Below are 23260 nucleotides of genomic sequence, written 5' to 3' on the forward strand. Positions count from 1 at the left end.
GCCGACTTACTGCAGCGGGTTCGATACAAGCAGCAGCTCCGGGTTGCTGTCGATCGCCTCGCGGCAATAGTCGCAAACCACGTTAACCGTTACGTCGCCGTTCGGATTATACGCTATTATATCGCTGCGCTCTTCGGGGGTCAAGAAATGGAAACCAAGCTGTGTTTCTGAAATTTGGGCGTTGTCGATCGACCCAATCTGCGATTTGCAATGCCGGCAAATATAATTTACAGCCATATGTATGCCTCCTGAGTAGTCGTTATACCCTCAGTATGCCCGCATCGACTGAAATTTAACGGTTATATTTGGCCATCGTGCGTTCAAATGGATTCGTCAACGCGAATTCGACCGCATCGCAGCTCTCTTCCACCATCACCTTCAGCAGGTCCTGCTCGCTCTTCGGAAAATTCGAAAGCACGTAGTCCGAAATGCTCATGCCCGGCTGCGGCCGAGAGATGCCGATTCGGATCCGATCGAACGTTTGGGTACCCGTATGCTGGATGATGGATTTAATCCCGTTGTGGCCGCCGGCGCTGCCTTGATAACGCAGACGGATTTTGCCCGTTTCCGTATCCAAATCATCATAGACGATGATGGCATCTTCCAAGTTGGCTTTAAAATAATCCATGAAGCCTCTTACCGTTTCACCGGATAAGTTCATAAAGGTCATCGGTTTAATGAGTGCAACTTTCGTTCCCGCCACATTGCCTTCGCCAATAAGCCCTTTGCATTTGCTCTGCGTTACGCTAATTCCCCAACGCTTAGCCAGCGCATCCACGACCATGAATCCTACATTATGCCGCGTCCCTTGATACGCGGTGCCGGGGTTGCCTAATCCGACTATCCATTTCATGCTGAATCCTCAACTCCTGCTACAACAAAATTTCTTTTTTCTTTATGCAACGAATCTTCGCCCTCAATTGTCATACATATAGATTCGGCAGAAAAGCCGAACTTCGTACATAAAGGAGCGTATTTTTCGATGTATGTAAATGGTCAGCATATCTTCGACGATTATCATTTCCAGGATCACCATGAGCATCAAGTTCCTGTCCAAATCTATTGGGGCAAAGAACATCATGATATTGGCTACGTCGAATATTTCAGCCCTTCGTACATCAAGATGAATAATATTTTCTACAGCCGCAAGCAGTTTACCTTTGTTTCCAGACCCGGTTATTGAAAAAAAGTAAAGGGCTGCCTCTTACGCGCAGCCCTGATCGTACGTTTATTCAAACTTCACCGCATGCATCTCCGCTTCATGTGCACGCTGCTCCGCTTCCTTCGTTTCTACCGCCGCATCCTCTGCTTCTTCCGCCGTCAGATCTTTCTGAGGCGCCAAAATGGTCACGATGACTTGGTCTGCATCCACTTTAGTCGTTACACCGGATGGCAGCTGCAGATCGCTGACCAGCAGATTCTCTCCAATACCGAGTGAGGATACGTTAACCTCAATGACCTCCGGTATACGATCCGGTAAACAATGCACTTCAAGCTCATGCAGCATCGCCTGCAGAATTCCGCCTTCGCGTACGCCGGCAGAATCGCCGACCATCTCCAGCCGAACCGGCGTTTTGATGGATTCGTTCATGTTCACCTGGTGGAAATCAATATGGAGCAGCTCGCGCGTCAGCGGCTCGCGCTGCACTTGGGTCAGCATAACCGGCTGCTTGCCTTCTCCCGGAATATCAAGTTCAAGCAAGGCATGGGGGTGGGAGCGCAGCAGATGCGCCAGCTCCTTCTCATTGACCGAGATCGAAATCGATTTGCTTAGCTTCGTGCCGTATACGACGCCGGGGATGTTGCCCTGCTGTCTCATTTGTCTCAATTGGCCTTGCGTGGCTGTCGTCCGTGCTTCTGCTCGAAATGGTATCGCCATAGTCGGAAACCTCCTGAGAGTGTAGTGATTTCCATATATTCATACCCATTCCGGCCCGGAAATAAACGAACAACTTCTCACACTCAGCCTTTCGCCTTGCTATCCTTCTTCGCTTTCGCACGTCCGCGCAGCTTCTCCGCATACCCCGGTTTGTTAACCTGACGCTCGCGGGCAATGGCTACATCATTGTCCGGTACATCCTGCGTAATCGTGGAACCCGCTACCACATAAGCGCCTTCGCCGATCTTAACCGGCGCGACCAAATTGACGTTACTGCCTACAAATGCACGGTCGCCAATTTCGGTCAACGACTTGTTATAACCATCGTAATTGACGGTAATCGCGCCGCAGCCGATATTCACGTCTTTGCCGACTTTCGCGTCGCCCACATAGCTAAGATGGGAAACCTTCGTACCTTCGCCGAGCTCGGCGTTCTTAATCTCAACGAAATCACCGATTTTGCAGCCTGCACCAAGCTTAGCGCCCGGACGCAAATAGGCATATGGACCCACTGCGCATTCGTCGCCAATAACCGACTCCACCGCGTTGGAATGCTTCACCGTTACCCCATTGCCGATCTCCGTGTCCGTAATATCCGCATGAGGACCAATCACGCAATCTTCTCCGATTACAGTGCGCCCCCGCAATACTGTGCCTGGGTAAACAATCGTGTCCGAACCGATAACTACGTCCGCTTCAATGTAGGTAGCAGTAGGATCAATAATCGTTACGCCGTTAATTTGATGCTTGCGGTTAATCCGAGCACGCATAAGCGCCTCCGCTTCGCCAAGGCCGACACGGTCGTTTACGCCAATGCCTTCCGCATAATCCGGTGTGCAATACGCGCCAACGGTCTCGCCCGCATTTTTCAAAATTTCCATCACGTCGGTGAGGTAGAACTCCCCTTGTGCATTGTTGTTCGTAACCTTCTTAAGCGCCTGGAACAGCTTCTTATTGTCGAAGCAATACATGCCGGTATTGATCTCCGTAATTGCCGCTTGTTCAGGGGTGCAGTCCTTCTGCTCCACGATCCGCAGAACATGGCCGGCCTCATCGCGGATGATGCGTCCGAGTCCTTGCGGATTAGGCACAATCGCCGTCAATACGGTTGCTGCCGATTCGGTCTTCGTATGAAGCGCAAGCAGCGCTGCAATCGTTTCTGAAGTCACGAGCGGCGTATCGCCGTATAGAATAACCGTCGTGCCCGCTTCTTCGCCGAGCAACGGTTCTGCTTGCTGGACGGCATGGCCCGTACCAAGCTGCTGCTCCTGCAGCACAAATTCCACGCCATCTCCAAGATACGTGCGAACCGTCTCCGCGCCATGGCCAAGAACGACGACCGTGCGCTCGCAAGCCGCATCCTGTACCGTCTGCAGCACATGCGCCACCATTGGCTTCCCGCAGACCGGATGCAACACTTTATATAGTTTGGACTTCATTCGTTTCCCTTGTCCCGCTGCCAATACGATTGCCATTACTTTCTTCAAAGGATGTCCCTCCCCAGCTTCTATACCCTATGTTATTCAAAATATAAACCTTAACCACGGCTCATATTTCTCCGAAATGAACCTCGCCGGCGACACCATATCGGATAGCCTCGGCCGATTCACCTTGCTTGAATGCTCTACTGAATATAGCGTATCTGTAGGCAAAAGAAAAGAGAGCCCGCTGGGGCTCTCTTCACTAGACGTCTTAATACCTTGATTTAGGCGCCTTCTTCGATTACTACATCTTCTTCCGTCGCTGCACGTTCGTATTCTGCTAGGACGGCAGCTTGGATTTTCTCCCGTGTCGTCGAAGAAATAGGGTGTGCGATATCGCGGAATTCTCCATCAGGAGTACGCTTGCTTGGCATTGCCACAAACATTCCATTGTTACCGTCAATCACGCGAATATCGTGAACGACAAACTCATTGTCAATGGTAATTGAGGCGATTGCCTTCATCCGGCCTTCGGAATTTACTCGGCGGAGTCTAACATCGGTAATTTGCATCTGTGTTCACCACCTTTGCCTATCAAGGACTTGGTGTATACTTCCACGTTTCAATGCGAATTCCTTCATGATTCTGGAAAATATCTGTATAGTTTGAAAATATTTTTTCGTTCTGAATATTATCCTATTTTATTCGACTTCAATCGCCACGATCAGTTCTATTTCGACAAGGACGTCCTTCGGCAGGCGCGCAACCTCAACGGTAGAGCGAGCCGGCTTATGGTCGCCGAAGTAAGAAGCGTAAATCGTGTTGAGCGCAGCGAACTGATTCATATCTTTTATGAACACAGTCGCCTTCGCCACGTCTGCGAATGTTGCCCCGGCTTCAGCTAATACAGCCTGAAGATTGCGGAATACTTGATGCGTTTGCTCTTCAATGCCGCCTTCAACGAGAACGCCTTCCGCTGTCAGCGGAATCTGTCCGGAGGTAAACAATAGGTTGCCGAGCTTAATGGCTTGTGAGTAAGGTCCAATTGCTGCAGGCGCTTGAGTAGTCGCCACGATTTGAGGTTCTGCTTTCATGAACGAGTAATCCTCCTCGGTTGGTTGCTAAATAGTAGCCCGGGTTGTGAAATAATTGCCCGGTACAACGGTTGTGTGTTTGGTCTTCATATCTACAGCCGTCAGCTTCGCTAACGACACATAATCCTCCAGCAGTCGATCCTCGGTATCCAATTCACCGGATTCCACGAATACGCCGACTCCGGCTACCTTTGCGTTAAATTCAAACAGCAGATCCATCATGCCTTGAATCGTTCCGCCGGCTTTCATAAAATCATCGATGATCAGTACGCGTGCATGTTCCTTCAAAGCACGGCGTGCAAGCGACATCGTTTGAATACGCTTATTGGAGCCCGATACGTAATTGATGCTCACAGCAGAGCCTTCCGTCACTTTATTATCGCGACGCACAATGACAACGGGCAGATTCATACAAGCCGCCGTTGCATAAGCAAGAGGGATCCCCTTCGTCTCGACCGTCATGATGACATCGATATCCGAAGCTGCGAATGCGGTTGCAAACATTCGTCCAACATCTGCGAGCAGCCCTGGCTGTCCCAGCATATCCGTCATGTATAAGTAGCCGCCGGCCAGTACCCGCTCCGATTGCTCCAACTGACGACAAATGCCGTTCATGATGCCAAGCGCCTCAGCCTGACCCATCTTCGGCGTATATTTCACGCCTCCGGCAGCTCCTGCCAGCGTATGCAGCTCACCGAGCCCTTCTTCTTCGAAAACCTCTTTAATAATCGCCAGATCCTCGCTAATAGATGACTTGGCAGATTGGTAGCGATCAGCGAATGCTGTCAGAGAAATTAACGTATGGGGGCGTGTAAGTAAGTACTGCGTCATTTCTACTAACCTTGCACTCCGTTTTAACTTCTTCAACGTGTACTCCCCCCAGCCAAATCCGAATATTATAATGACATAATACCATTTTCATACGGATTTAATCAAGACGCACGTAGGCTTCATGTCAGCATTCTTACCACATAGACTTCTTTGCAAAATCCGCGGAGTCCATTGTAGATGCGCGAGACCTTCGCTTCCTTGCTTACAAGGCCGAAAACCGTCGGTCCGCTGCCTGACATTAACACGCCATCTGCGCCCAGACGCTGCATAATTTCTTTAAGCTGCAGCACCTCGGGGTGAAGCTGTAGCGTTACGGTTTCCAGCACGTTGCCCAGATACGTGCATACGCCGCCAAATGAGCCGCTTGAGATCGCGGACAGCATGTCCGCTGTTGATGGATGCTGCTTCAGCTCAGAGGCGCGCAGCTTTCCGTACACGTCTGCCGTCGAAACATTGATCGGCGGCTTCGCCAGAATGACCCAGCATTGCGGCGGATTGTTGATCCGCTCCAGCTTCTCTCCGCGGCCGCGGGCGATTGCAGTTCCGCCCGTTACACAGAACGGTACATCGGAGCCCAGCTCCGCACCGAGCGTGCACAGCTCTTCTTCGGAGATGCCGAGCTCCCACAGCCGATTGAGCCCGCGCAGCGTAGCGGCAGCATCGCTGCTTCCGCCGGCAAGCCCTGCGGCTACGGGTATCTTCTTATCCAGATGAATATAGACGCCTTTACGGACATTGTAGCGATCCTTAATCAGCCTTGCCGCCTGAAAGGCTAAATTCTTCTCATCGAGCGGAATATACCCCGCCTGACTCGAGATAATGATCGTGTCCCGCGGAAGCTCTTCCATCTCAAGCCGATCCGCTAAATCCACCATGGTCATAATCATTTCAACCTCATGGAATCCATCTTCACGCTTACGCATGACGTCCAGCAGCAGGTTGATTTTTGCCGGCGCTTTTTCATAAATCTTCATATGTAGGCTCACCCGTCCGTTATCGTTAAACTTCACATATTATAACAAAAGGTCATAAGAAAAGCTAAGATGCTTTGAGCAGTCTGCGGGTCTGCTCAACACCTTAGCTTTTGAATAACCCTTTAGTGTGGTTGATAGTGGGACGCTTGCTGCTGCGCGGCCTGCATGGCTTGATGCATATAAGCCGGAACCGTGCCGGATGCCTGCTGCCGCTGTGGCGCATAATTGGGCTGCGCTTGAGGCTGCATGAATGGGCTGCGGGCAGGCTGCGGCCTATAAGTCGATTGCGATGACTGATAGGTCTGCTGCTGGTACGGCGACTGGGATTGAGCTTGCTGCGCGGCATACTGTTTAGCTGCAGCCTGCTCGGCGATTTGAATCGCGCGTTTCACCATATTTCCGGCATCCTTTGCTTTAATGCCTCCCCAGCCTTCCTTCTGTACAGTATCATAGAAGCCCAAGTCCTTCGCCAGCTCTTTCTTCAGCTCTTCACTCATCGTACCGCGGCGTCTGCGTGACATAAACACTCTCCTCCTTTGAAACGGGTAGTACCGTTAGTATGGTTGTTTTTGTCGTTCTCATACGGGGGAAAGGGTAAGGCCCGTCCGGCGCAAAAAAAAGTGCAGATCCTGCCTACGCTGCTCTCGCCGCGCCTGCAAACCTGCACATGTTCGTATCTTATTTATCTCATTGTATATACGTAATGCGTACTTGACCATCATCGCTGTCCACCGTAACTTCAACGGACTCCGTTAATATATCGGCGTAGCTGTAAGAGACGCGCTTAAATGCATGCTGCTCCTGGTCGAGCCTGACAATAAATACAGAAGGGTAGATTTCTTCTAACACACCGGTCCGTTCAATCGTCTTTCGACGACCACCGTTAGCACGAAGACGGATTTTGGAGCCGACATGGGTTTCCAAACTGCGTTTGATTTCCAATAGCGCATTTTTTGCCATTGTGCACTACCACCTCTTTCCTTGTCCATTATAACCAAAAGGAGGTGGTTTGTCAAAAAATTATAATTATAACAGTGGAGTCACTTTGGTGTCAATATAAAAAAGGGTACTTTTTTCTCCGGTACGTATATTTTAGCCCGAAGCAGCCATATTATACAGTTGGCTTTACGCCGGTCAGTGTTTTCGGTTTAGGCAGACCCACCCGGAACTTCCCTAACGTCTCAATGCCCCCTACCCCATCTATTCCGCTGATTGTGCCATGAATGACATCCGATAAGTTGATCGTTTCGCGAATGGAGGTATAGCTGGCTTTTATGGCGACGTATACGGGATCCAAGGCATGGATGAGTACCCGGCCCGGAGAACTGGCGAAGTTCGATCCATTTTGCAGCAGCGCTTCGTAATGCGATTGGCATGCGCCCGCTACGACTATTAAGCTGTCTTTGCTTTTCTCATACTGACGCGCGATCCGCACCGCATTGACGAAATTTTGCGAGTTTTTGTAGCTGGCCAGGTTATGCAAGTCGTCCTGGTTGCGCGTCTTCAACACGCCGTCATGGCCGGTGATAACGATAATATCCGGTTTGATTTGGGGAAGCAGCCGGTACACCACGTCAGCCATTTGGGATTCATGCACATATACCCCGTGGGCAGGGACGCGCATTTGCGTATACAGCTGCATGCTTTTTCTCATATAGTTGCTGTCCCCGTCCAAATGAAGTACTTTTCCGGGCACCTCGAAGTACGGCTGGGACTGACTTTGCGCGCGCTGCAGTTCACGTTCAATTATCTGCTGCTCGCGTTGTTCCTGCATCCTTAGCGTGGACTCACTGGCCTTAATGCGTGCCTGCCTCGCAGCGCCGGAGGATTCCGGATCACTCATTACGGACAAATCGACAATTGGCGCGTCTGCAAGCAGACGATAGTCGGTGCCCTTCAGGATGGCTGTCTGTTCTAGAATTGTCGCAACACGAAAAAGGACGTCCCCGCCATAGGATTTGCGGACGACCAGGTCCCCTTGCTTCATGGGCAAATCACCTCTTCGTCTATCCTATGGGGAGACGCCCCTGATGGTGCGCTCACTTTTATTTTTTCGTTAGCTGCTGTGTAAGTCCGCTGCCAGCAGTGCGCGGCTTAACGCGGCAAACTCCTCCAGCGATAAGGTTTCCCCGCGCCGGGATGGATCGATGCCGATGCCTTCAAGCAGCGGTCCGAGCTTCTCTCGATTCACTTTGCCTACATAAGCGGTTAAATTGTTCGCAATGGTTTTGCGGCGCTGCGCGAAACAAGCCTGCACCGTTTGGAAGAAATGCGCTTCATCCTCGACTTCAACAGCGGGCTTGTCCCTCAGCGACAGCTTAATAACCGCGGAATCGACATTCGGCTGCGGGATGAATACGGTGTGCGGGACGATGCAAACAAGCTCAGGCACGCAATAGTACTGCACGGCCACGCTAAGGCTGCCGTACTCCTTGCCGCCGGGTTTAGCTGCCATCCGCTGCGCGACTTCCTTCTGGATCATGACGACGATGTGCTCAAGCGGCAGCTTCTCTTCCAGCAGCTTCATCAGAATCGGTGTCGTCACGTAATAAGGCAGGTTCGCCACGACGCTAACGCCTGAAAGCCCGGCAAACTGCTCCCTCAGCAGCTTAGCGAGGTCGAGCTTCAGCACGTCGCCATGCACAACGTGCACATTCGGCGTATCCGCCAGTACATCCGTTAGAATCGGAATCAGCCGATTGTCGATCTCAACTGCGGCTACGCGCCCTGCGGCCTCTGCCAGCTTCTGCGTTAATGCGCCGATACCCGGTCCGATCTCCAGCGCGCCTTTCGTCTCATCCAGCTCAGCGGCACTGACGATGTTGCGTAAAATATTTTGATCGATCAGAAAGTTCTGACCGAGGCTCTTCTTAAATGTGAAACCATATCTCGCGATGATGTCTTTCGTCCGCTTCGGTGAAGCAACATCGACACCCGCTTTAATTCCCTCTGCCATCACTGATCTCCTTCGCTCGCCTGCTCCATCGTGGTTAGAGCCCGCATAAATTCCTCACGCGTGATTCGAAACATCGAACAGCGTTTATAGAACTGCTTACCATTCGCATAGCCGATTCCGAGCAAATTGCCCATCTTCAGCCGTCTGTCCGAAGCTTGCGGATGTACGAGCAAGCCTGCTTGCATTAAATCTTCCATCGTGACCTCGGCAAGACCCGCAGTGTCCGACGTCGCTTCGGTACGCAAATTAGCGAGTGCTCGCTTGATTGCTTCCGGTGATGCGTTCTCGACACCGATATCTCCCTTGTAGAGCGCCTCCTCCTGAGGGAGAAAAGCATGCTTGCAGCCTGGTACACGCTGCGCCACGATTTTGCGGATTCGCTCGCCTGCATGATCAGGGTCGGTGAAAATAATAACGCCTCTGCGCTCCTGGGCCAGCATGACGCGGCGGATAACCGCTTCGCCAATCGCCGAACCGCCTGTCTCGATGGTTTCCGCTTCTACGGCACGCTTGATGGCAACCGTATCGTCTTTACCTTCTACTACAATGATTTCTTTAATCATGGGACTCCATTCCTTCCCTTCCGTACAACATGCAAAAAGAAGAGGCATCGCCTCTTCTTATGATGGCATATTTACGCGCGAAATACGATACGCATGTTCATACCGCGGAAATACGTCTACAGTGCTTCCGGTTTCTTCGGACCCAGCACATACACGGTATAGCCCCGCTTCCGCCCAAATTTATCGGCATACGACTCGCTGTCAAAATAAACATCGATCTTGTTGCCTTTGACTGCACTGCCCGTATCCTCAGCTCGGCGGAAACCGATTCCTTCGATATACACCCACCAGCCGATCGGAATCACTTTCGGGTCGACCGCAATGGTACGGCCTTCCTGAACACGTGCTCCCGATGCGGTTATGCCGTACTGCGGATGGTTCTTGCCTTTACCCGTCGAAGCTAAGCCGGCTGAATAAGCCGTAAGAGTTACGTTCTTTATTACTTTCTTTGCACTGAAAGTAACGCCCCGTTTCGTCATGGTCGAGACGCTCGGCGAATTCGCCCGCAGCATCGTTACCTTCGGTTCAGGCTTCTTCGTCCCGATCGAAACAATCTGATCGACAGAAGGTGACTTGGTCAGCTTCTCGACCAGTGTCTGCGAGACTAGGACACCGTCTTCGAAAGTCTTTTCATAACGTTTAACGACAGTGCCTTGTTTACCCGTTTGGACAAGCTGTTCTTTCCCTTGCGCTAGCTTGGGATCATCCTTCTTCACAATGGAGAAAGGAACGGGGTGGGTACTCTCCGAGATCTTCGTATCAATCCGAGTGATTGAAATAATCATATTCGGTTTAAGGGACGAGGATAACGAAGGTACTACCTTATCTTGACTGCGTATCGATATATGAGCCTGATCGATCGCCGCCTGTACGGTTCTTTCTGTCGTGTACAACGTTCTTGCTTTGCCGTCAGCTTTTACAATAAGAGGCACCGCTTGATTGATTACGATACGGTCACCGTCTTTAATACCGCCATCCAGCGGCATCGACACTTTATCATAAGTGCCAATTGCAATAGCTTGTTCATCCAGTAGGCGTTGAAGGACCCATTGCTTCGTAGAGACAATGGTTTCTCGTCCATTCACTACTACGGACACGCGCTTGTCAGCCGTTCCGTACAACAACACCAGAAACATGAAAGTCATAGCGATTGAGATCATGGCGCTTAGTACAATTAAACGCATGTTCTCATGCTTCCATCGCAATGCGAAAGACATGCTGGATGATCGTTTCCCATGGGTGTCCTTAAGCTGGAGTGCTCCCATTTCTTCGGTCCTCCTTACATAGCCCCGCCGCCTTTGTTACGCATGATTACATAGACGCGACTATAGAGATTTTCTTTCCAAATTCAGCCCCGGACCACTTCCATAATACAGCTTTTGTCGTCAGTTTATGCTTCTTTCAAACAAAAAGAAGCCCGACGACAGAGGATCTGTTTCGTGGCTTCCCATTAGACAATGGTAGCATGGAGTTGCATTCACGAGGTTGATCTCTCTTATTGACGCTTACGAGGTTAGCTGTCGGATTCGGGCGTGAGAGTCGCCCTATTCGCTAATGGCACGATATAACAATTGCTGCGCCGGTCGCAAAATTCACCCCAAGAAGAATTTCATGTCTATCACTGTCTGCCTTTGTACCAAACCGTGTCGCCCTTTAGTCGACGAACACGTTTTTAAGGGGAAGAAACGAACGAGCTGTTCCTTCTTGATACAAACAGTTTCAACAATTGGTTCCCCCGCTCTCCGAACTCCGGAGATTAAGCGTTTTATTGGAAAAGGAATACAAGTTTTGTTGCTCTGAAATGAATCATACCGTCTACCGCGCCACATTGTAAAGAACTGATTAATGACGATTTTAACGAATTTCAAGGAAAAATAGGCGAAAAGTAAGCAATTTCTTCAATCAAAATCAGTTTTATCACGAGAATAGTCCCAAATCCTTGCTTTCAAACCCGTTTTCATCAGATTCCAAAACATTTCATTGCATTTTCCGTGGTTATTTTGCCGACTTCCTCCACACTTTTACCCGTTATCTCCGAGATTGTGTTTGCTACAAGACGGACGAATGAAGACTCATTTCGTTTCCCGCGATGGGGATGAGGGGCCAAATAAGGAGCATCCGTTTCGATCAAAATTCGGTCCAGAGGCACTTGTGAAAGCACTTCCTTTGGCACCCTCGCATTGGTGAATGTAAGCGGTCCACCGAACGAAATATAGAAGTTCATATCGAGACATTGTTTCGCCGTTTCCCAGCTGCCGGAGAAGCAGTGCATGACGCCGCCAACGTCCTTGGCATCCTCTTCCCGGAGCAATCGTACGACATCCTCATGGGCATCGCGGTTATGAATCACGATTGGCATCCTTTTCTGCTTGGCTAATTGGATTTGTTCGCGGAATACACGCTGCTGAACATCCTTAGGCGAGGTATCCCAGTGGTAATCAAGACCAATTTCGCCGATCGCCACAACCTTCGGATGGTCACACAGGGATGCAATCCAGTCCAGATCCTCCGGACGCATGCCAATGCTGTCAACCGGATGCCAGCCAACGGCGGCGTAAATAAAGGAATACTGCTCGGCAAGTGCCATCGTAGTTGGAATTGTTTCACGGTTGAAACCGATATTGATGAGCTTATGTACGCCGGCAGCCTGCGCTCTTTCGATAACTTCTGCTCGGTCTTCGTCGAATTTATGCGAGTCTAAATGCGTATGCGTGTCGATTAACATGGTGTCTTTAGTAACCCCTTTCTACATTAAAGCAAATAATTCGCGGAGTTTCGCAGGCAGCCTGTGGGCTGATTCGCGCAGCGGTTCCTCCGGGTAATAGAGGTGGTACTTACCTTGATGGATACCCGTTATAGAACGGATGATATCCGAGCGGCTTGAGATTTCCGACAATCGTTCATCACTGCTCAGCAGCAGAATCGGAGGTTTTTCCTCCTTGCCCGCGGCAGATGTTGAACCGGGACGATAAACATCGTAGGGCATGTCGTAAGGAAAGTCAATTTCCAGGTGATAGTCCGGATGCAGGCCAATTTTTTGCAGCTGTTCACGAATTTCTTGCCATAGCTTCTCGTCAGGATGATCCATCGTCACATATTTGTACAGCTTGCGATTGAGAAATCGGCGGCATAGATCCGATAACACGGGATCAGGTTCATGGGCCCATTGCGCGAAAGCCGTTTGAACAAGAGCCTCATCTAAATTCAAATACCCTTCAATGTCCATTGTGCCCTCAAGCAGCATCCGTATCGGCTTCATTAAGGATTGAAACTGGTAATCGCTTCCGAAGAGCTCCTTTGCCCTTCGAAAGATTTGCCTTAATATAATTTCCGAGCTTCTCGTGACCGGGTGAAAATAAACCTGCCAGTACATCTGATAGCGAGACATGAGATAATCCTCAACCGCGTGCATGCCGCTTTCCTTTACCACGATTCTGCCTTGATGAGGCCGCAGCACTCGCAATATCCGCTCCAGATCGAAGGTACCGTAATTCACCCCCGTAAAATACGCATCTCTAAGCAAATAATCCATGCGGTCGGCATCCATTTGACTGGAGACCAGACTAACTACAATTGGCTGATGATAGGTTTTGCAAATAACGGCGGCAATGCGCTCCGGATAGCTCGGATCAAATTCACGCAAGACTGCATTAATTTCCGTATTTCCAAGCAAAATGCGGCAGGTCCATTCTTCATGGTGACTGTCGAACACATCTTCAATGGAATGAGAGAAGGGGCCGTGTCCAACGTCATGGAGCAAAGCCGCACATAGCGCAACGAGCTTCTCTTCCTTGGGCCAGTCGGTATAGCCGCCGCGCTCGAACTGGGATATGATTTTGCGAGTAATTTCGTAAACGCCAAGGGAATGCGAGAACCGACTGTGTTCTGCTCCATGAAAGGTCAAATAGGATGTGCCGAGCTGGCGTATTCGACGGAGCCTTTGAAACTCCCGCGTATTAATGAGCTGCCAGATCAGTTGATCCTGGACGTAAATGTACTTATGTACAGGGTCCTTAAATACTTTCTCTTCCGCGAGTTTATCCTCTCGATGGGCAGCACTCATGTCGAATCACGCTCCTTAAAGTTCAATCATTCGACACAATTGTCGAACTAATGTCGAATAATGTCGCAATATCATTTCCAACCGCACTGCGTTTGCAGTACTATATATAGGTAGAACAAATGCCTATTTACAACGGCAAACGGCGATAACTGGTCACAATTACCGCTAAAACCAGGTTGACTATTATGGGAAACGTTGGTATTATTAAGGCATTATATGATAGAATTTTGTCGAATGATGACGAGTTAATTCATTGTGAAGGGGAATAATAGATATGATGAAATCTACAGGTATTGTGCGTAAAGTAGATGAACTGGGACGTGTAGTAATTCCGATTGAATTGCGCCGTACGCTCGGAATCGGCGAGAAGGATGCTCTTGAGATCTATGTAGATGGCGAGCGCATCATGCTGAAGAAATATGAGCCGGCTTGTATCTTCTGTGGCAACGCAGAGAATGTCGCTTATTTCAAAGGCAAAATCGTTTGTAACGTTTGTTTAACAGAAATGCCGACTCCTGTTACAAAATAAGAGACAAATCTAGTTTTATAGGTTATAATACATTTATCAAACCTGTTAATTCTAACCTTTTTATACTCCTTGATGCCTTCCTGAGCCATAATGGTCAGGAAGGTCTTTTTTTTCTCTTCCTGCATGCTGCTATTTCTTCATTACTTCATTATATACATCCCGTTTTTGTAAACCTCGATCAAGTGCTGTTCGTTTGATGGCTTCCTTCCGATCCTCGCCTTGCTCTTCGTATCGGCTCACATGCTCCTCCAGCTCCAGCCCGCTCCACCATACCGGATCATCCTGCTGCAATTGAGCGGCTTCTTCTTTGCTCACCCCTGCAATAACCAAACAATACTCGCCAAGCGGCGGATTCTCTTCCAGCCACGCCATGCATTCCGATATTGTTCCTCGGGCAGCTTCCTCATGACGTTTCGTTAATTCACGCACCATCGCCATCTTTCGATCGCCCAGCTGCTCCAGCATCACCGCAAGTGTCTTGATAATCCGATGCGGTGATTCGTAACATATTAATGTTGCGTCTTGCCTATGTAAGTGCTGAAGCCAAGCGGTAAGTGACTTGCGTTCCCGCGGGGGGAAACCCGTAAACAGAAACTTCTCTGTCGGCAGACCGGAGATGATTAGTGCAGATAACGCTGCATTGGCTCCCGGTATCGGTACAACTGCAATTCCATTTTCAGCGGCGGCGGCCACAAGATCTGCGCCTGGATCGGATATAGCCGGAAGTCCAGCATCGCTTACCAGTGCAATGGATTGGCCGCTTGCCAGTAACCGGACAAGCTCTGGACCGCTCGCCTCCTTATTATGCTCATGGTAACTGACAATCCTGGTCGAAATTTCAAAATGATTCAGCAGCTTGCGTGTTTGACGCGTATCCTCCGCTGCGATCATATCGACTTCCTTTAGAATTCGAATCGCCCGGAAGGTCATGTCCTCTAAATTGCCGATAGGCGTTCCAACCAGATACAATGTTCCGGCTCCGCTATTACTGCCGGCATCTGTTGCATTAAAACTTCGCTGTACGATCATTTGTCTGAATCCCTCGTTCCCGCTTCCGGCGCTTGATCTCCGTAATAGATCCGCATTAACTCTTCATTATATTGTCGCTGTTCATTATATACGATCATAGGCGGCAGAAGCTTCACATCCGGTTTGCCATCTCTGGCCGCTTCGATAAGGACCATATTCGCTTCAGCACCCGCATGCGGATGCACGAATCGAATTCGTTTCGGTTCAAGCTTCCATTTACGGAACGTTTCCAATATTTCCACTAACCGGTTGGGGCGGTGTACCATTGCAACCCGACCACCCGTTCGTACGAGTCGCGCACAGGCTGCCACGATGTCATCCAGCGTCCCATTACGTTCATGTCTGGCCGCAGCAAAATGCTCATTCTCGTTCTGGTCACCCGTACCTGCCGGCATATAAGGGGGATTTACCGTAATGGCATCGTAATTTCCATGGCCGCTCTGTTTATAGAAGTCACGCAGATCCCCTTCATAAATATGAATGCGATCGTCCAGCCCATTTGCCTTCACACTCCGCCTTGCCATATCAGCAAGCCGAGGTTGTATTTCAACGGCATCAATCTGGGCTTTTGTCCTTGTCGTTAAGAGCAGTGGTATCACGCCGTTGCCCGTGCACAGATCCAAGATTTTACCGCGTGGCGGCACTGCCGCGAAACGAGCCAACAAGACAGCATCCATGGAGAAGCTGAACACTTCCCGGCTCTGGATAATATGTAGCTGATGCGTTAGTAAATCATCCAGCCTTTCATTCGGCTCCAGTGTTACTTCTTTATTCATCATTCATTGCCCCTTACGTTTGCCAAATTCGAACCGCTTGAATATGCAAACAAGACCCTATGGAAGGGTCTTGTCTTTTATTCCTTATTGAGAAACGAAAGGCAGAACAAACAATCGCCTTCCGTTCGCAAATGTCCATAATACAAATTACAAATATGAAAACCTTCATGATACAATCTCGCCAAATTGTCATATCCTTGCCCAACGCCAATCGCGTCGCTTGCCAGCGCCGGTTCATCGTTTGGCATGGCATGAGAATCATCTTCCACGGCAGCGGCCGGTACCGGCTTCGGTGTTTGACTGGCCGTTTCCCGCTTTAATACTTTGCGCAACTGCTGATTTTCTATGCTAAGCCGGTTGTTTTCTTCCAAGAGCGACTTAATTTTCTGTTTCATCGCTCCCAGTTCCAGATGCAGGCTTCCCATGTGGGATTCCAATTCGCTAATTTGACTAAATATGTCTTTTTTCAAGTCTCCACCCCAAGGCTATACAGCTTCGGATTTGCTTACTTATTTCACTACAACATCGTCAAGCGGTAGTTCCTTCGGTTTGCCGCCATCAAAGAGCTGGACATAAACCGATTTAGAGCCCGCATTAATTCCGGTTACTTTACCTTCACCATATGAAGTAACAACAATCTTACCAACTGCCGGCAATTCTTCGCGAACGCTCTCATAATTGTCATGTTCATACTTTAAGCAGCACATGAGACGTCCGCACAAGCCGGAAATTTTGGTCGGATTAAGCGATAAGTTCTGATCCTTCGCCATCTTAATGGACACCGGTTCAAAATCGCCGAGCCAAGTTGAACAGCATAGTACACGTCCGCAAGGTCCGATACCGCCAAGCATCTTCGCTTCATCCCGCACACCGATTTGTCTAAGTTCGATACGAGTACGGAACACGCTGGCCAAATCCTTAACGAGCTCACGGAAATCGACGCGGCCTTCAGCTGTGAAGTAAAAAATAATTTTGTTGCGATCGAATGTAAATTCGACATCAACGAGCTTCATCTTAAGTTGATGATCTCTTATTTTTTCAAGACAGGTCGCAAACGCATTGCGTGCGGCTGCCTTGTTTTCTTCGACAATTTTGGCGTCGTTGTCACCGGCGATCCGAATGACTTTCTTAAGAGGCAGGACAACATCTGATTCTCCCACTTGCTTCTGTCCAACCACTACTTTACCGTATTCAATCCCTCTTGCCGTCTCAACAATAACATGCTGATCCTTATCAATTGGGAAATCGACCGGGTCAAAATAATAGATTTTGCCCGCCTTCTTGAAGCGGACACCAACGACGTTATACAACGTTTCACCCCTCCTGTACACGGATTAGCAGCTGCTCAAGCGCTAATTGCGGCGATACATGCGCGCGCATGCGTTTGCCTGCCTCAAGCGTATACTCCATACATTTCACCCAGCCCTCAGCCGAACGTGAGAATGCATGCTTACCAATCCAATCAAGCTGATCTATAAAAACAAGAGCCTCGTGTCTTCCTGCTTGAAAATGAATCATATCTTTATACCATAATACGAGTAATGACAACAGAAGCTGAGGCTGCTCACCAAGCTCTGTTTTAAAAATATGCTGTTGCGCGGACATCATCGCCGCGGTAAACCGCGTGAGACTGTCCTTTCCTAATTGTATCACTACGTTTCTCATTTCTGCAAACCCATTCTGCTGGATAAGCGCCCTGCACGCATCTAATCCCGATGCGAGATGAACGGCAGCGCGGGCAGGCAGCTGAGGAACACCTTCATTCGCCAATGATTGCAGCATGTCATGAGGTGCAAGCGGCATAAACGGAACCCACTGCGTACGGGAGCGGATCGTTGGCAGTACGGCTTGTCCATTCTCCGTCAGAAGAATCGCGACTACCGGCGACTGCGGCTCCTCCAGAAACTTAAGCAGGCTGTTCGCGGCTTGCAGCGTCATGGTTTCAACGCGCTGCACGATATAGATTTTGCGTGACGTGCTTATATTTCGATAGGCAAGCTCCCTTTGAAGCTCGCGAATTTGGTCGATTTTAATGGAATTGCCGTCTGGTTCTACCAGATGCAGATCCGGTTGATTGCCATGCTCGAACTTCCGGCACTCCAAGCATTCGCCGCAAGCGTCATCGCCTTCGCCTGTACAGAACAACGCTTTGGCAAATGCCATCGCCATGTTCATCCGCCCGCTTCCGGGCGGCCCGCTAAATAAATAGGCATGCGAAACTTTGCCGCTTGTCAGCGCATAAAACAAAATGCGTTTCGCCTTCGGTTGCCCGGCAAGCTGTGCAATGCTCATGGTAAAGATCTCCTCTATGCTAGAAAAACAAATTAATGAGAATGCCGCGAATATCGCCGACCTTTTGCAGTAGATCAAGCCGTCCTTCTTCGCTTTCAAGCAGCTCTTCGCCCATCGAGATGAGGGAAGAATCAATTTCTTCCAATAACTTATATCGTTTCGTACGGCCGCGACGGTCAAATCCGCGCGTTTCTTTCATGCCGATACCCCGTCTGACGGTATCCTCGAGGAATTGCTTCACCATCTGGCGATAAAGCCGCAGCTCTCTGACGGTCATCGATCTTGCGAGCCGTTCGCCTTGATTATGAATATTTTGCAGTTTCTCCTGCAGCTGTTCGATCGTACGCTGTTCATCCTGAAAGTTCATCACATCTGCAAAGTTCTTAGGCGCAATCGGTTTGGAGCCGAGATCCGGCCGCGCTCGGTCTTGCCCTAAAGGACGCCAGCCCGGATTAATCTTCATTGAAGTTCACGTCCAATCAGAAATGTTCGAACCGCTCTACCGGTACGACAAATACGGCAGCGCCGCCAACTTGCACTTCAACTGGGAACGGGATATAGGCATCTGTAGTACTGCCCATAGGAGATACGGGTGAAACAAGCTGATCGCGGACTTTACAGTTCGAACGAATAACCGTCATAACCTCATGAACCCTTTCATCTTCAATACCGATCATGAAGGTTGTGTTGCCTGCACGCAGAAACCCGCCGGTACTGGCCAGCTTCGTTGCCCGGAATCCCTCTCTTACAAGCGCGTTCGACAACCGGTTGCTATCTTTATCCTGTACAATCGCAATAACTAATTTCATCAATATCCCTCCTAAAATTTTCGAAAGACATCGTTACATGATTATTAATTTGACATCACTTGTAATTAATCCTTTAAAATCGTCTATTTATTATAGCGATTACATCATTCAACACGTTCTCTTGCGTTTGTTCGGCATCAACTCGCACAATTCGATCCGGATCGGCAGCCATCAGCTTGCGATATCCTTCTCGCACCTTCTCATGAAAGGCCATACTCTCAAGGTCGAGTCGATTAATCTCTCGTCCGGAAGTAGCATTAATCCGTGCTATCCCCGCTTCCGCAGATATATCCATCCATATCGTCAACTGCGGCATAAAGCCCTCTATTGCAAATTGGTTGATGGACCAAACTTCCTCGATCCCAAGTCCCCGCGCATAACCTTGATAGGCAAGACTGCTGTCGACAAAACGGTCGCATATGACTACATCGCCTTGAGCTAGTGCCGGCAGTACCTTTTCCACAAGATGCTGACGTCTGGCCGCTGCGTAGAGAAGCGCTTCTGTTCGCGCATCCATTGAAGTATTCGCTGTATCCAAAATCACATTTCGAATCTGCTCGGCGATCGGGATGCCTCCTGGTTCTCTTGTCATCATGACATTTCTGCCTTGGGCCCGAAGTGCAAGCACAACACCCTCAATAAGGGTCGTTTTACCTGCTCCTTCGCCGCCTTCTATCGTCAAAAACAACCCTTTTTTCACTTCAGTACTCCTCTGTCTGTTAATACCCTTATCATATCAAAGCCAATCATAGGCGTAAACGACTAGCCCGTCCGCAGTACGGTTATTGTCTGCATCGTCGGATCAGTCGCTCCCTGGCATCTTGCGCCATGCTGCATTAATTGTTGAATGTAATGTATGGTTTCCTCTGTAATGCGCTCACCTTCATATAGCAGTGGAATGCCGGGGGGATAAGGGATAACCGCTTCTACGGTGTAACGTCCGGCCGAATTCGACAACGGAATGGTTTCGGTCCCATTCGAAGCCTGTTTTACGCCCGATCTCGTAAACGCAACCGGTTCCGACATTGTTCGATGATGATCGATAGCCATGTGAAGGTTTGCCTTAGCTTCCAACCCTTCACGTTCAATTTCTTCTGCTATGGCAAGTAGAGCTTGTTGAAGTCTGGATACATCTGAATCGGATGCCGCGAGCCCAAATAACAAAACAACATAACGAAGGTCAGCCATCTCGGCATAACAGCCGTACTGTTCTAACCGTTGCTGCAGGTCAAACCCCGACAACCGCCCTTGAGCTTCCCGCAAAACAACGCGGATCGGATCCACCTTGATTGCAGCAGCTGACGATGGATGCCCTTGCTCATCATCCAGCATTATTGTTTCATATGCTGATTGGCCTTTGATCCAACCTCTAAACACACGGGCAGCCTGTATGCCTTGTTCAAAAAGATCGCAGCCATACGTTTGAAGCATGGCTCGCGTCATATCAAGCGAAGCCATTATCGGATACGAAGGGCTTGAGCTCTGCACCATTCGCAGTGCATCCGCAAGTGCCATTGTATTGATTCGGGGACCCTGAACATGCAGCATAGCCCCCATCGTCAGTGCCGGCAACGTTTTATGCGTCGATTGCACGACAGCATCCGCACCTGCTTGTATAGCTGATCTCGGGAATGCCGGATGCAGTCCATAATGAGCACCATGCGCTTCGTCCACAAGCAGCAGCATCCCGTTTGCATGAATCTGATTAGCATAGGGCTCCAAATCTATACTCAACCCATAGTAGCTGGGGTTCGTTAAAAACACAGCTTTCGCTTCCGGGTATTTAGTCATAGCCTCTTCGATTTGCAAGATATCCGGGAGAACGTCCAAATTGCTCCCTGCGTCCTTCCGAGGCATGATAAACACTGCATTTGCCCCTGCAAGCTTTAAACCGTTTAAAACCGATTTATGCGCGTTACGCTGTACAATGACTAGGTCTCCAGGCCCACATGCAGCTAACAGCATCGCTAGGTTGCCAACTGTGCTCCCTCCAACGAGGAAGAAGGTCTGCTCCGCTCCAAACACCTCAGCCGCTAATGTCTGTGCTTCCTGAATGATACCTGATGGTGCATGGAGATCGTCGGTCCCCGATATTTCCGTTACATCAATCTTCATTATGGATTGAAATGCTCGTAATGCATCGTCGTTCATACCGGCCATATGTCCAAGAGACTGACCATATTTATGGCCAGGCACATGAAAGCTTACAGGATTAGACTGCTGCAAGGCTGTTAATGTATCGAATAGCGGCGCATGCCACTGTCTGCTCTTAGTATCTGCCAAGCAACTTTCCTCCTGCTTCAACTTCTTCTTTCTCTCATCATAATCCATTATGAAGCTAACATAAACCTGCTGATTCCATGCATCGCCAATAAACAAAATAACCCCTAACCATTCTCGCGTATTTCTACAACTCGAGACGATATAGGGATTACTTGATCCTTACACTGATGCTGTACGTCCGTCTAGGCATTATTTTGCATCCAGATCCGCTTTAGTTGGTGTATGAAGAAAGGGTATTTAGCATCCTGTACTTCCGTACGTACCATCTCAACCTCGCAAGTTTCGCAAATAAACTCATCAATGATTCGAATGCCTTGTTCTTTCTCGTGCCCGCAAATAATGCATGAGTTTCCCGTAGTCTCTTCCATCATTTCGTTTCACCTCATCCAAGTGAAAATATGTCATTGCTTCTAGTATGCCACAAAGTCTAGCAAACTATACGACTTTCATAGCCCATTTCAAATAGTAATACAGTCTATGTTGAAGCGCCCAGATTGGTGACGAAGGGCTTGCACTTCTTTCGGGAAGGAAGTCTACAAATTAACCACCCATTTACCGATACATCGTGTAGAAGGCAGAAAGGCGTGACACATCATGCGCGGTAAACTTGCTGAACAAGAGAAAGCAACAATCTATCAATACCAACTCATCCAAAAGGTGCTCGTACGAGATGAGCTGCGCCGTAGTCATCTCAGTATACTAGCCGTTCTCGCTATTTTCCTCTGGCTGATGTATCAAATGGACGGGATGAGAGCGCTCGGAATCGGCTTCATGAGCGCCTTCGTTATCCAGTTCATCATTACTCGGTTAACACTCATCCGGGTTGACGAGCCGGACGATCGCAGATGGGGCTGGCGCATTATGCCACCATGGATCGGTTACATCCCGACAGCTCACATCGAGCTCGCCTTGTACCGTAGATTGCATCGACACTTATTATGGCTTGGTCTATGCGCCATTGGCGTCTTCTATCCGTGGGCCAACGAAGCTACAATGATCAGCCTTATTATGTGTCATGTTTGGATACTTGCACCTCGGCTTGTCATCATGCGCAAGCTGCGCAAAGCCAAACGCAATGGCGTGCTTCGCATCGCTGTATCTGAAGTCAGCTACTACCATCGGTAATCCGTTTCGACAGAAACGGAATGATGAGGGCAGCTGACTTTTTGATATTGAAACCACAAAAAACCGTCCACTGTTAAAGGTACCTTGTTTATGCTTACGGTGATGCTAACTTAGACAAAAGTTGATCGTTCGCTGTAGCTGCGCATCGACGTCTTTCCCGCCAGCAGCCTGAATATGATTGTAACGGTTGATAAAAAGGCTGTAATGGTCATTTTTGACCGATACAGGTTTTTATCGCTACTAGTTTGACTGTAACGGTCATTATTGTCCATTAGAGCTTATTCATCAGTGTTTTGAGCAGGTTTTGGGTTCTAACGGACATTCCTGACAGTTAGAATTCTTGTTTTGGATTTTCTGGCTTGTAACGGACATTCTTGGCCGTCAGGAGGCTTTAATCCAGAATCAACATTACAGTAGGAGATAACGGCACTCACCGGTTGTGTTCGTGCCAAGCGCATTAGGTCCACCCTTCCTCCTTCTCCGCCAATCGATGTTATAGCTTGTTAACAACAAAAAACCGACCGTATAAATACGGTCGGTTCATCGTGCTTGGCAACGTCCTACTCTCCCAGGACCCTGCGGTCCAAGTACCATCGGCGCTGGAGGGCTTAACGGTCGTGTTCGGGATGGGTACGC

Annotated in this window: 28 protein-coding genes, 1 rRNA gene, 1 pseudogene and 1 riboswitch; of the genes and pseudogenes, 3 read left to right on the top strand and 27 right to left on the bottom strand. The window is 49.3% G+C overall.

The annotated features are described in order from the left end of the window. Positions 1-6 precede the first annotated feature (6 nt). Both I8J30_RS30535 and pth read right to left on the bottom strand, forming a co-directional pair. Positions 7-237: an anti-sigma-F factor Fin gene (locus I8J30_RS30535; RefSeq protein ID WP_090985905.1), complete on the bottom strand. Its 231-nt coding sequence runs from the start codon at positions 235-237 to the stop codon at positions 7-9. A gap of 55 nt (positions 238-292) precedes the next feature. After that, complete coding sequence (pth, locus tag I8J30_RS30540; RefSeq protein ID WP_210664189.1) at positions 293-853, bottom strand: aminoacyl-tRNA hydrolase; 561 nt, start codon at positions 851-853, stop codon at positions 293-295. 129 nt (positions 854-982) lie between these two features. On the opposite strand from pth, the gene I8J30_RS30545 reads away from it, so the two are divergent. After that, positions 983-1183 (top strand): hypothetical protein, encoded by a 201-nt coding sequence (locus I8J30_RS30545; protein WP_091225513.1) that lies wholly within the window; start codon positions 983-985, stop codon positions 1181-1183. Positions 1184-1228: 45 nt separating this feature from the next. Here I8J30_RS30545 and I8J30_RS30550 read toward each other — a convergent pair whose 3' ends face one another. From I8J30_RS30550 to I8J30_RS30615, 14 genes and pseudogenes are all read right to left on the bottom strand, one after another. Then, positions 1229-1879 (bottom strand): 50S ribosomal protein L25, encoded by a 651-nt coding sequence (locus I8J30_RS30550; protein ID WP_210664190.1) that lies wholly within the window; start codon positions 1877-1879, stop codon positions 1229-1231. A gap of 83 nt (positions 1880-1962) precedes the next feature. Further along, positions 1963-3354: a bifunctional UDP-N-acetylglucosamine diphosphorylase/glucosamine-1-phosphate N-acetyltransferase GlmU gene (gene glmU, locus I8J30_RS30555; RefSeq protein WP_210664202.1), complete on the bottom strand. Its 1392-nt coding sequence runs from the start codon at positions 3352-3354 to the stop codon at positions 1963-1965. Between the two features lie 230 nt (positions 3355-3584). Beyond that, positions 3585-3872, bottom strand: a complete 288-nt coding sequence (spoVG, locus tag I8J30_RS30560; protein ID WP_091225515.1) for a septation regulator SpoVG — start codon at positions 3870-3872, stop codon at positions 3585-3587. A gap of 129 nt (positions 3873-4001) precedes the next feature. After that, positions 4002-4394, bottom strand: a complete 393-nt coding sequence (locus I8J30_RS30565) for a RidA family protein (protein WP_210664191.1) — start codon at positions 4392-4394, stop codon at positions 4002-4004. Positions 4395-4421: 27 nt separating this feature from the next. Then, the gene (gene purR / locus I8J30_RS30570; RefSeq protein WP_210664192.1) at positions 4422-5261 is read right to left on the bottom strand and encodes a pur operon repressor; all 840 of its coding nucleotides are present in this window, start codon (positions 5259-5261) and stop codon (positions 4422-4424) included. Between the two features lie 83 nt (positions 5262-5344). Then, positions 5345-6199: a 4-(cytidine 5'-diphospho)-2-C-methyl-D-erythritol kinase gene (gene ispE, locus I8J30_RS30575; RefSeq protein WP_091225517.1), complete on the bottom strand. Its 855-nt coding sequence runs from the start codon at positions 6197-6199 to the stop codon at positions 5345-5347. Between the two features lie 347 nt (positions 6200-6546). Next, positions 6547-6720, bottom strand: a pseudogene (locus I8J30_RS30580) (small, acid-soluble spore protein, alpha/beta type); the annotation flags it as partial. A 166-nt stretch (positions 6721-6886) separates the two neighbouring features. After that, entirely contained in the window at positions 6887-7159 is a 273-nt protein-coding gene (veg, locus tag I8J30_RS30585; protein WP_090985921.1) for a biofilm formation stimulator Veg, read from the bottom strand. 151 nt (positions 7160-7310) lie between these two features. Further along, positions 7311-8186 (bottom strand): sporulation peptidase YabG, encoded by an 876-nt coding sequence (gene yabG / locus I8J30_RS30590; RefSeq protein WP_210664193.1) that lies wholly within the window; start codon positions 8184-8186, stop codon positions 7311-7313. 69 nt (positions 8187-8255) lie between these two features. After that, positions 8256-9155 carry a 16S rRNA (adenine(1518)-N(6)/adenine(1519)-N(6))-dimethyltransferase RsmA gene (gene rsmA / locus I8J30_RS30595; protein WP_210664194.1) on the bottom strand — a complete coding sequence of 300 codons (900 nt, stop codon included), beginning with the start codon at positions 9153-9155 and terminating at the stop codon, positions 8256-8258. Then, complete coding sequence (gene rnmV / locus I8J30_RS30600) at positions 9155-9718, bottom strand: ribonuclease M5 (protein WP_090985927.1); 564 nt, start codon at positions 9716-9718, stop codon at positions 9155-9157. The genes rsmA and rnmV overlap by 1 nt, the downstream gene beginning before the upstream one ends. Before the next feature lie 116 nt (positions 9719-9834). Next, positions 9835-10983 (bottom strand): 3D domain-containing protein, encoded by a 1149-nt coding sequence (locus tag I8J30_RS30605; protein ID WP_091225521.1) that lies wholly within the window; start codon positions 10981-10983, stop codon positions 9835-9837. A gap of 222 nt (positions 10984-11205) precedes the next feature. Then, positions 11206-11491, bottom strand: a riboswitch (cyclic di-AMP (ydaO/yuaA leader). Positions 11492-11678: 187 nt separating this feature from the next. Continuing rightward, complete coding sequence (locus I8J30_RS30610) at positions 11679-12443, bottom strand: TatD family hydrolase (protein ID WP_210664195.1); 765 nt, start codon at positions 12441-12443, stop codon at positions 11679-11681. Between the two features lie 21 nt (positions 12444-12464). Beyond that, on the bottom strand, positions 12465-13781 hold the full coding sequence (locus I8J30_RS30615) for an HD domain-containing protein (protein ID WP_210664196.1): 1317 nt from the start codon (positions 13779-13781) through the stop codon (positions 12465-12467). A 274-nt stretch (positions 13782-14055) separates the two neighbouring features. Here I8J30_RS30615 and I8J30_RS30620 point away from each other — a divergent pair, with 274 nt between their 5' ends. Continuing rightward, complete coding sequence (locus I8J30_RS30620; protein WP_090648939.1) at positions 14056-14310, top strand: AbrB/MazE/SpoVT family DNA-binding domain-containing protein; 255 nt, start codon at positions 14056-14058, stop codon at positions 14308-14310. A 129-nt stretch (positions 14311-14439) separates the two neighbouring features. Here the strand turns inward: I8J30_RS30620 and rsmI are convergent, their stop codons facing one another. From rsmI to I8J30_RS30670, 10 genes are all read right to left on the bottom strand, one after another. Then, entirely contained in the window at positions 14440-15339 is a 900-nt protein-coding gene (gene rsmI / locus I8J30_RS30625; protein ID WP_210664197.1) for a 16S rRNA (cytidine(1402)-2'-O)-methyltransferase, read from the bottom strand. After that, complete coding sequence (locus I8J30_RS30630; RefSeq protein ID WP_210664198.1) at positions 15336-16118, bottom strand: tRNA1(Val) (adenine(37)-N6)-methyltransferase; 783 nt, start codon at positions 16116-16118, stop codon at positions 15336-15338. The genes rsmI and I8J30_RS30630 overlap by 4 nt, the downstream gene beginning before the upstream one ends. Before the next feature lie 74 nt (positions 16119-16192). Then, entirely contained in the window at positions 16193-16540 is a 348-nt protein-coding gene (locus I8J30_RS30635) for an initiation-control protein YabA (protein ID WP_091225526.1), read from the bottom strand. A gap of 84 nt (positions 16541-16624) precedes the next feature. Further along, entirely contained in the window at positions 16625-17425 is an 801-nt protein-coding gene (locus I8J30_RS30640) for a PSP1 domain-containing protein (protein ID WP_091225527.1), read from the bottom strand. Positions 17426-17429: 4 nt separating this feature from the next. Continuing rightward, positions 17430-18407: a DNA polymerase III subunit delta' gene (gene holB / locus I8J30_RS30645; RefSeq protein WP_210664199.1), complete on the bottom strand. Its 978-nt coding sequence runs from the start codon at positions 18405-18407 to the stop codon at positions 17430-17432. Positions 18408-18426: 19 nt separating this feature from the next. Continuing rightward, complete coding sequence (locus I8J30_RS30650) at positions 18427-18870, bottom strand: YaaR family protein (protein ID WP_210664200.1); 444 nt, start codon at positions 18868-18870, stop codon at positions 18427-18429. A gap of 16 nt (positions 18871-18886) precedes the next feature. Then, positions 18887-19216 carry a cyclic-di-AMP receptor gene (locus tag I8J30_RS30655; RefSeq protein ID WP_090985945.1) on the bottom strand — a complete coding sequence of 110 codons (330 nt, stop codon included), beginning with the start codon at positions 19214-19216 and terminating at the stop codon, positions 18887-18889. 73 nt (positions 19217-19289) lie between these two features. After that, entirely contained in the window at positions 19290-19916 is a 627-nt protein-coding gene (gene tmk / locus I8J30_RS30660) for a dTMP kinase (protein ID WP_091225530.1), read from the bottom strand. A gap of 62 nt (positions 19917-19978) precedes the next feature. Continuing rightward, entirely contained in the window at positions 19979-21499 is a 1521-nt protein-coding gene (locus I8J30_RS30665; RefSeq protein WP_240548499.1) for an aminotransferase class I/II-fold pyridoxal phosphate-dependent enzyme, read from the bottom strand. A 182-nt stretch (positions 21500-21681) separates the two neighbouring features. Further along, a complete protein-coding gene (locus I8J30_RS30670; protein ID WP_371264886.1) occupies positions 21682-21870 on the bottom strand; it encodes a sigma factor G inhibitor Gin in 189 nt (62 codons plus the stop codon). Positions 21871-22093: 223 nt separating this feature from the next. Here I8J30_RS30670 and I8J30_RS30675 point away from each other — a divergent pair, with 223 nt between their 5' ends. Then, positions 22094-22624 (top strand): transposase, encoded by a 531-nt coding sequence (locus tag I8J30_RS30675; protein WP_210664201.1) that lies wholly within the window; start codon positions 22094-22096, stop codon positions 22622-22624. Between the two features lie 547 nt (positions 22625-23171). Here I8J30_RS30675 and rrf read toward each other — a convergent pair. Next, a 5S ribosomal RNA gene (rrf, locus tag I8J30_RS30680) occupies positions 23172-23260 on the bottom strand; the annotation flags it as partial.

The organism is Paenibacillus lignilyticus, assembly GCF_017942085.1.
GTDB classification, from domain to species: Bacteria; Bacillota; Bacilli; order Paenibacillales; family Paenibacillaceae; genus Paenibacillus_Z; species Paenibacillus_Z lignilyticus.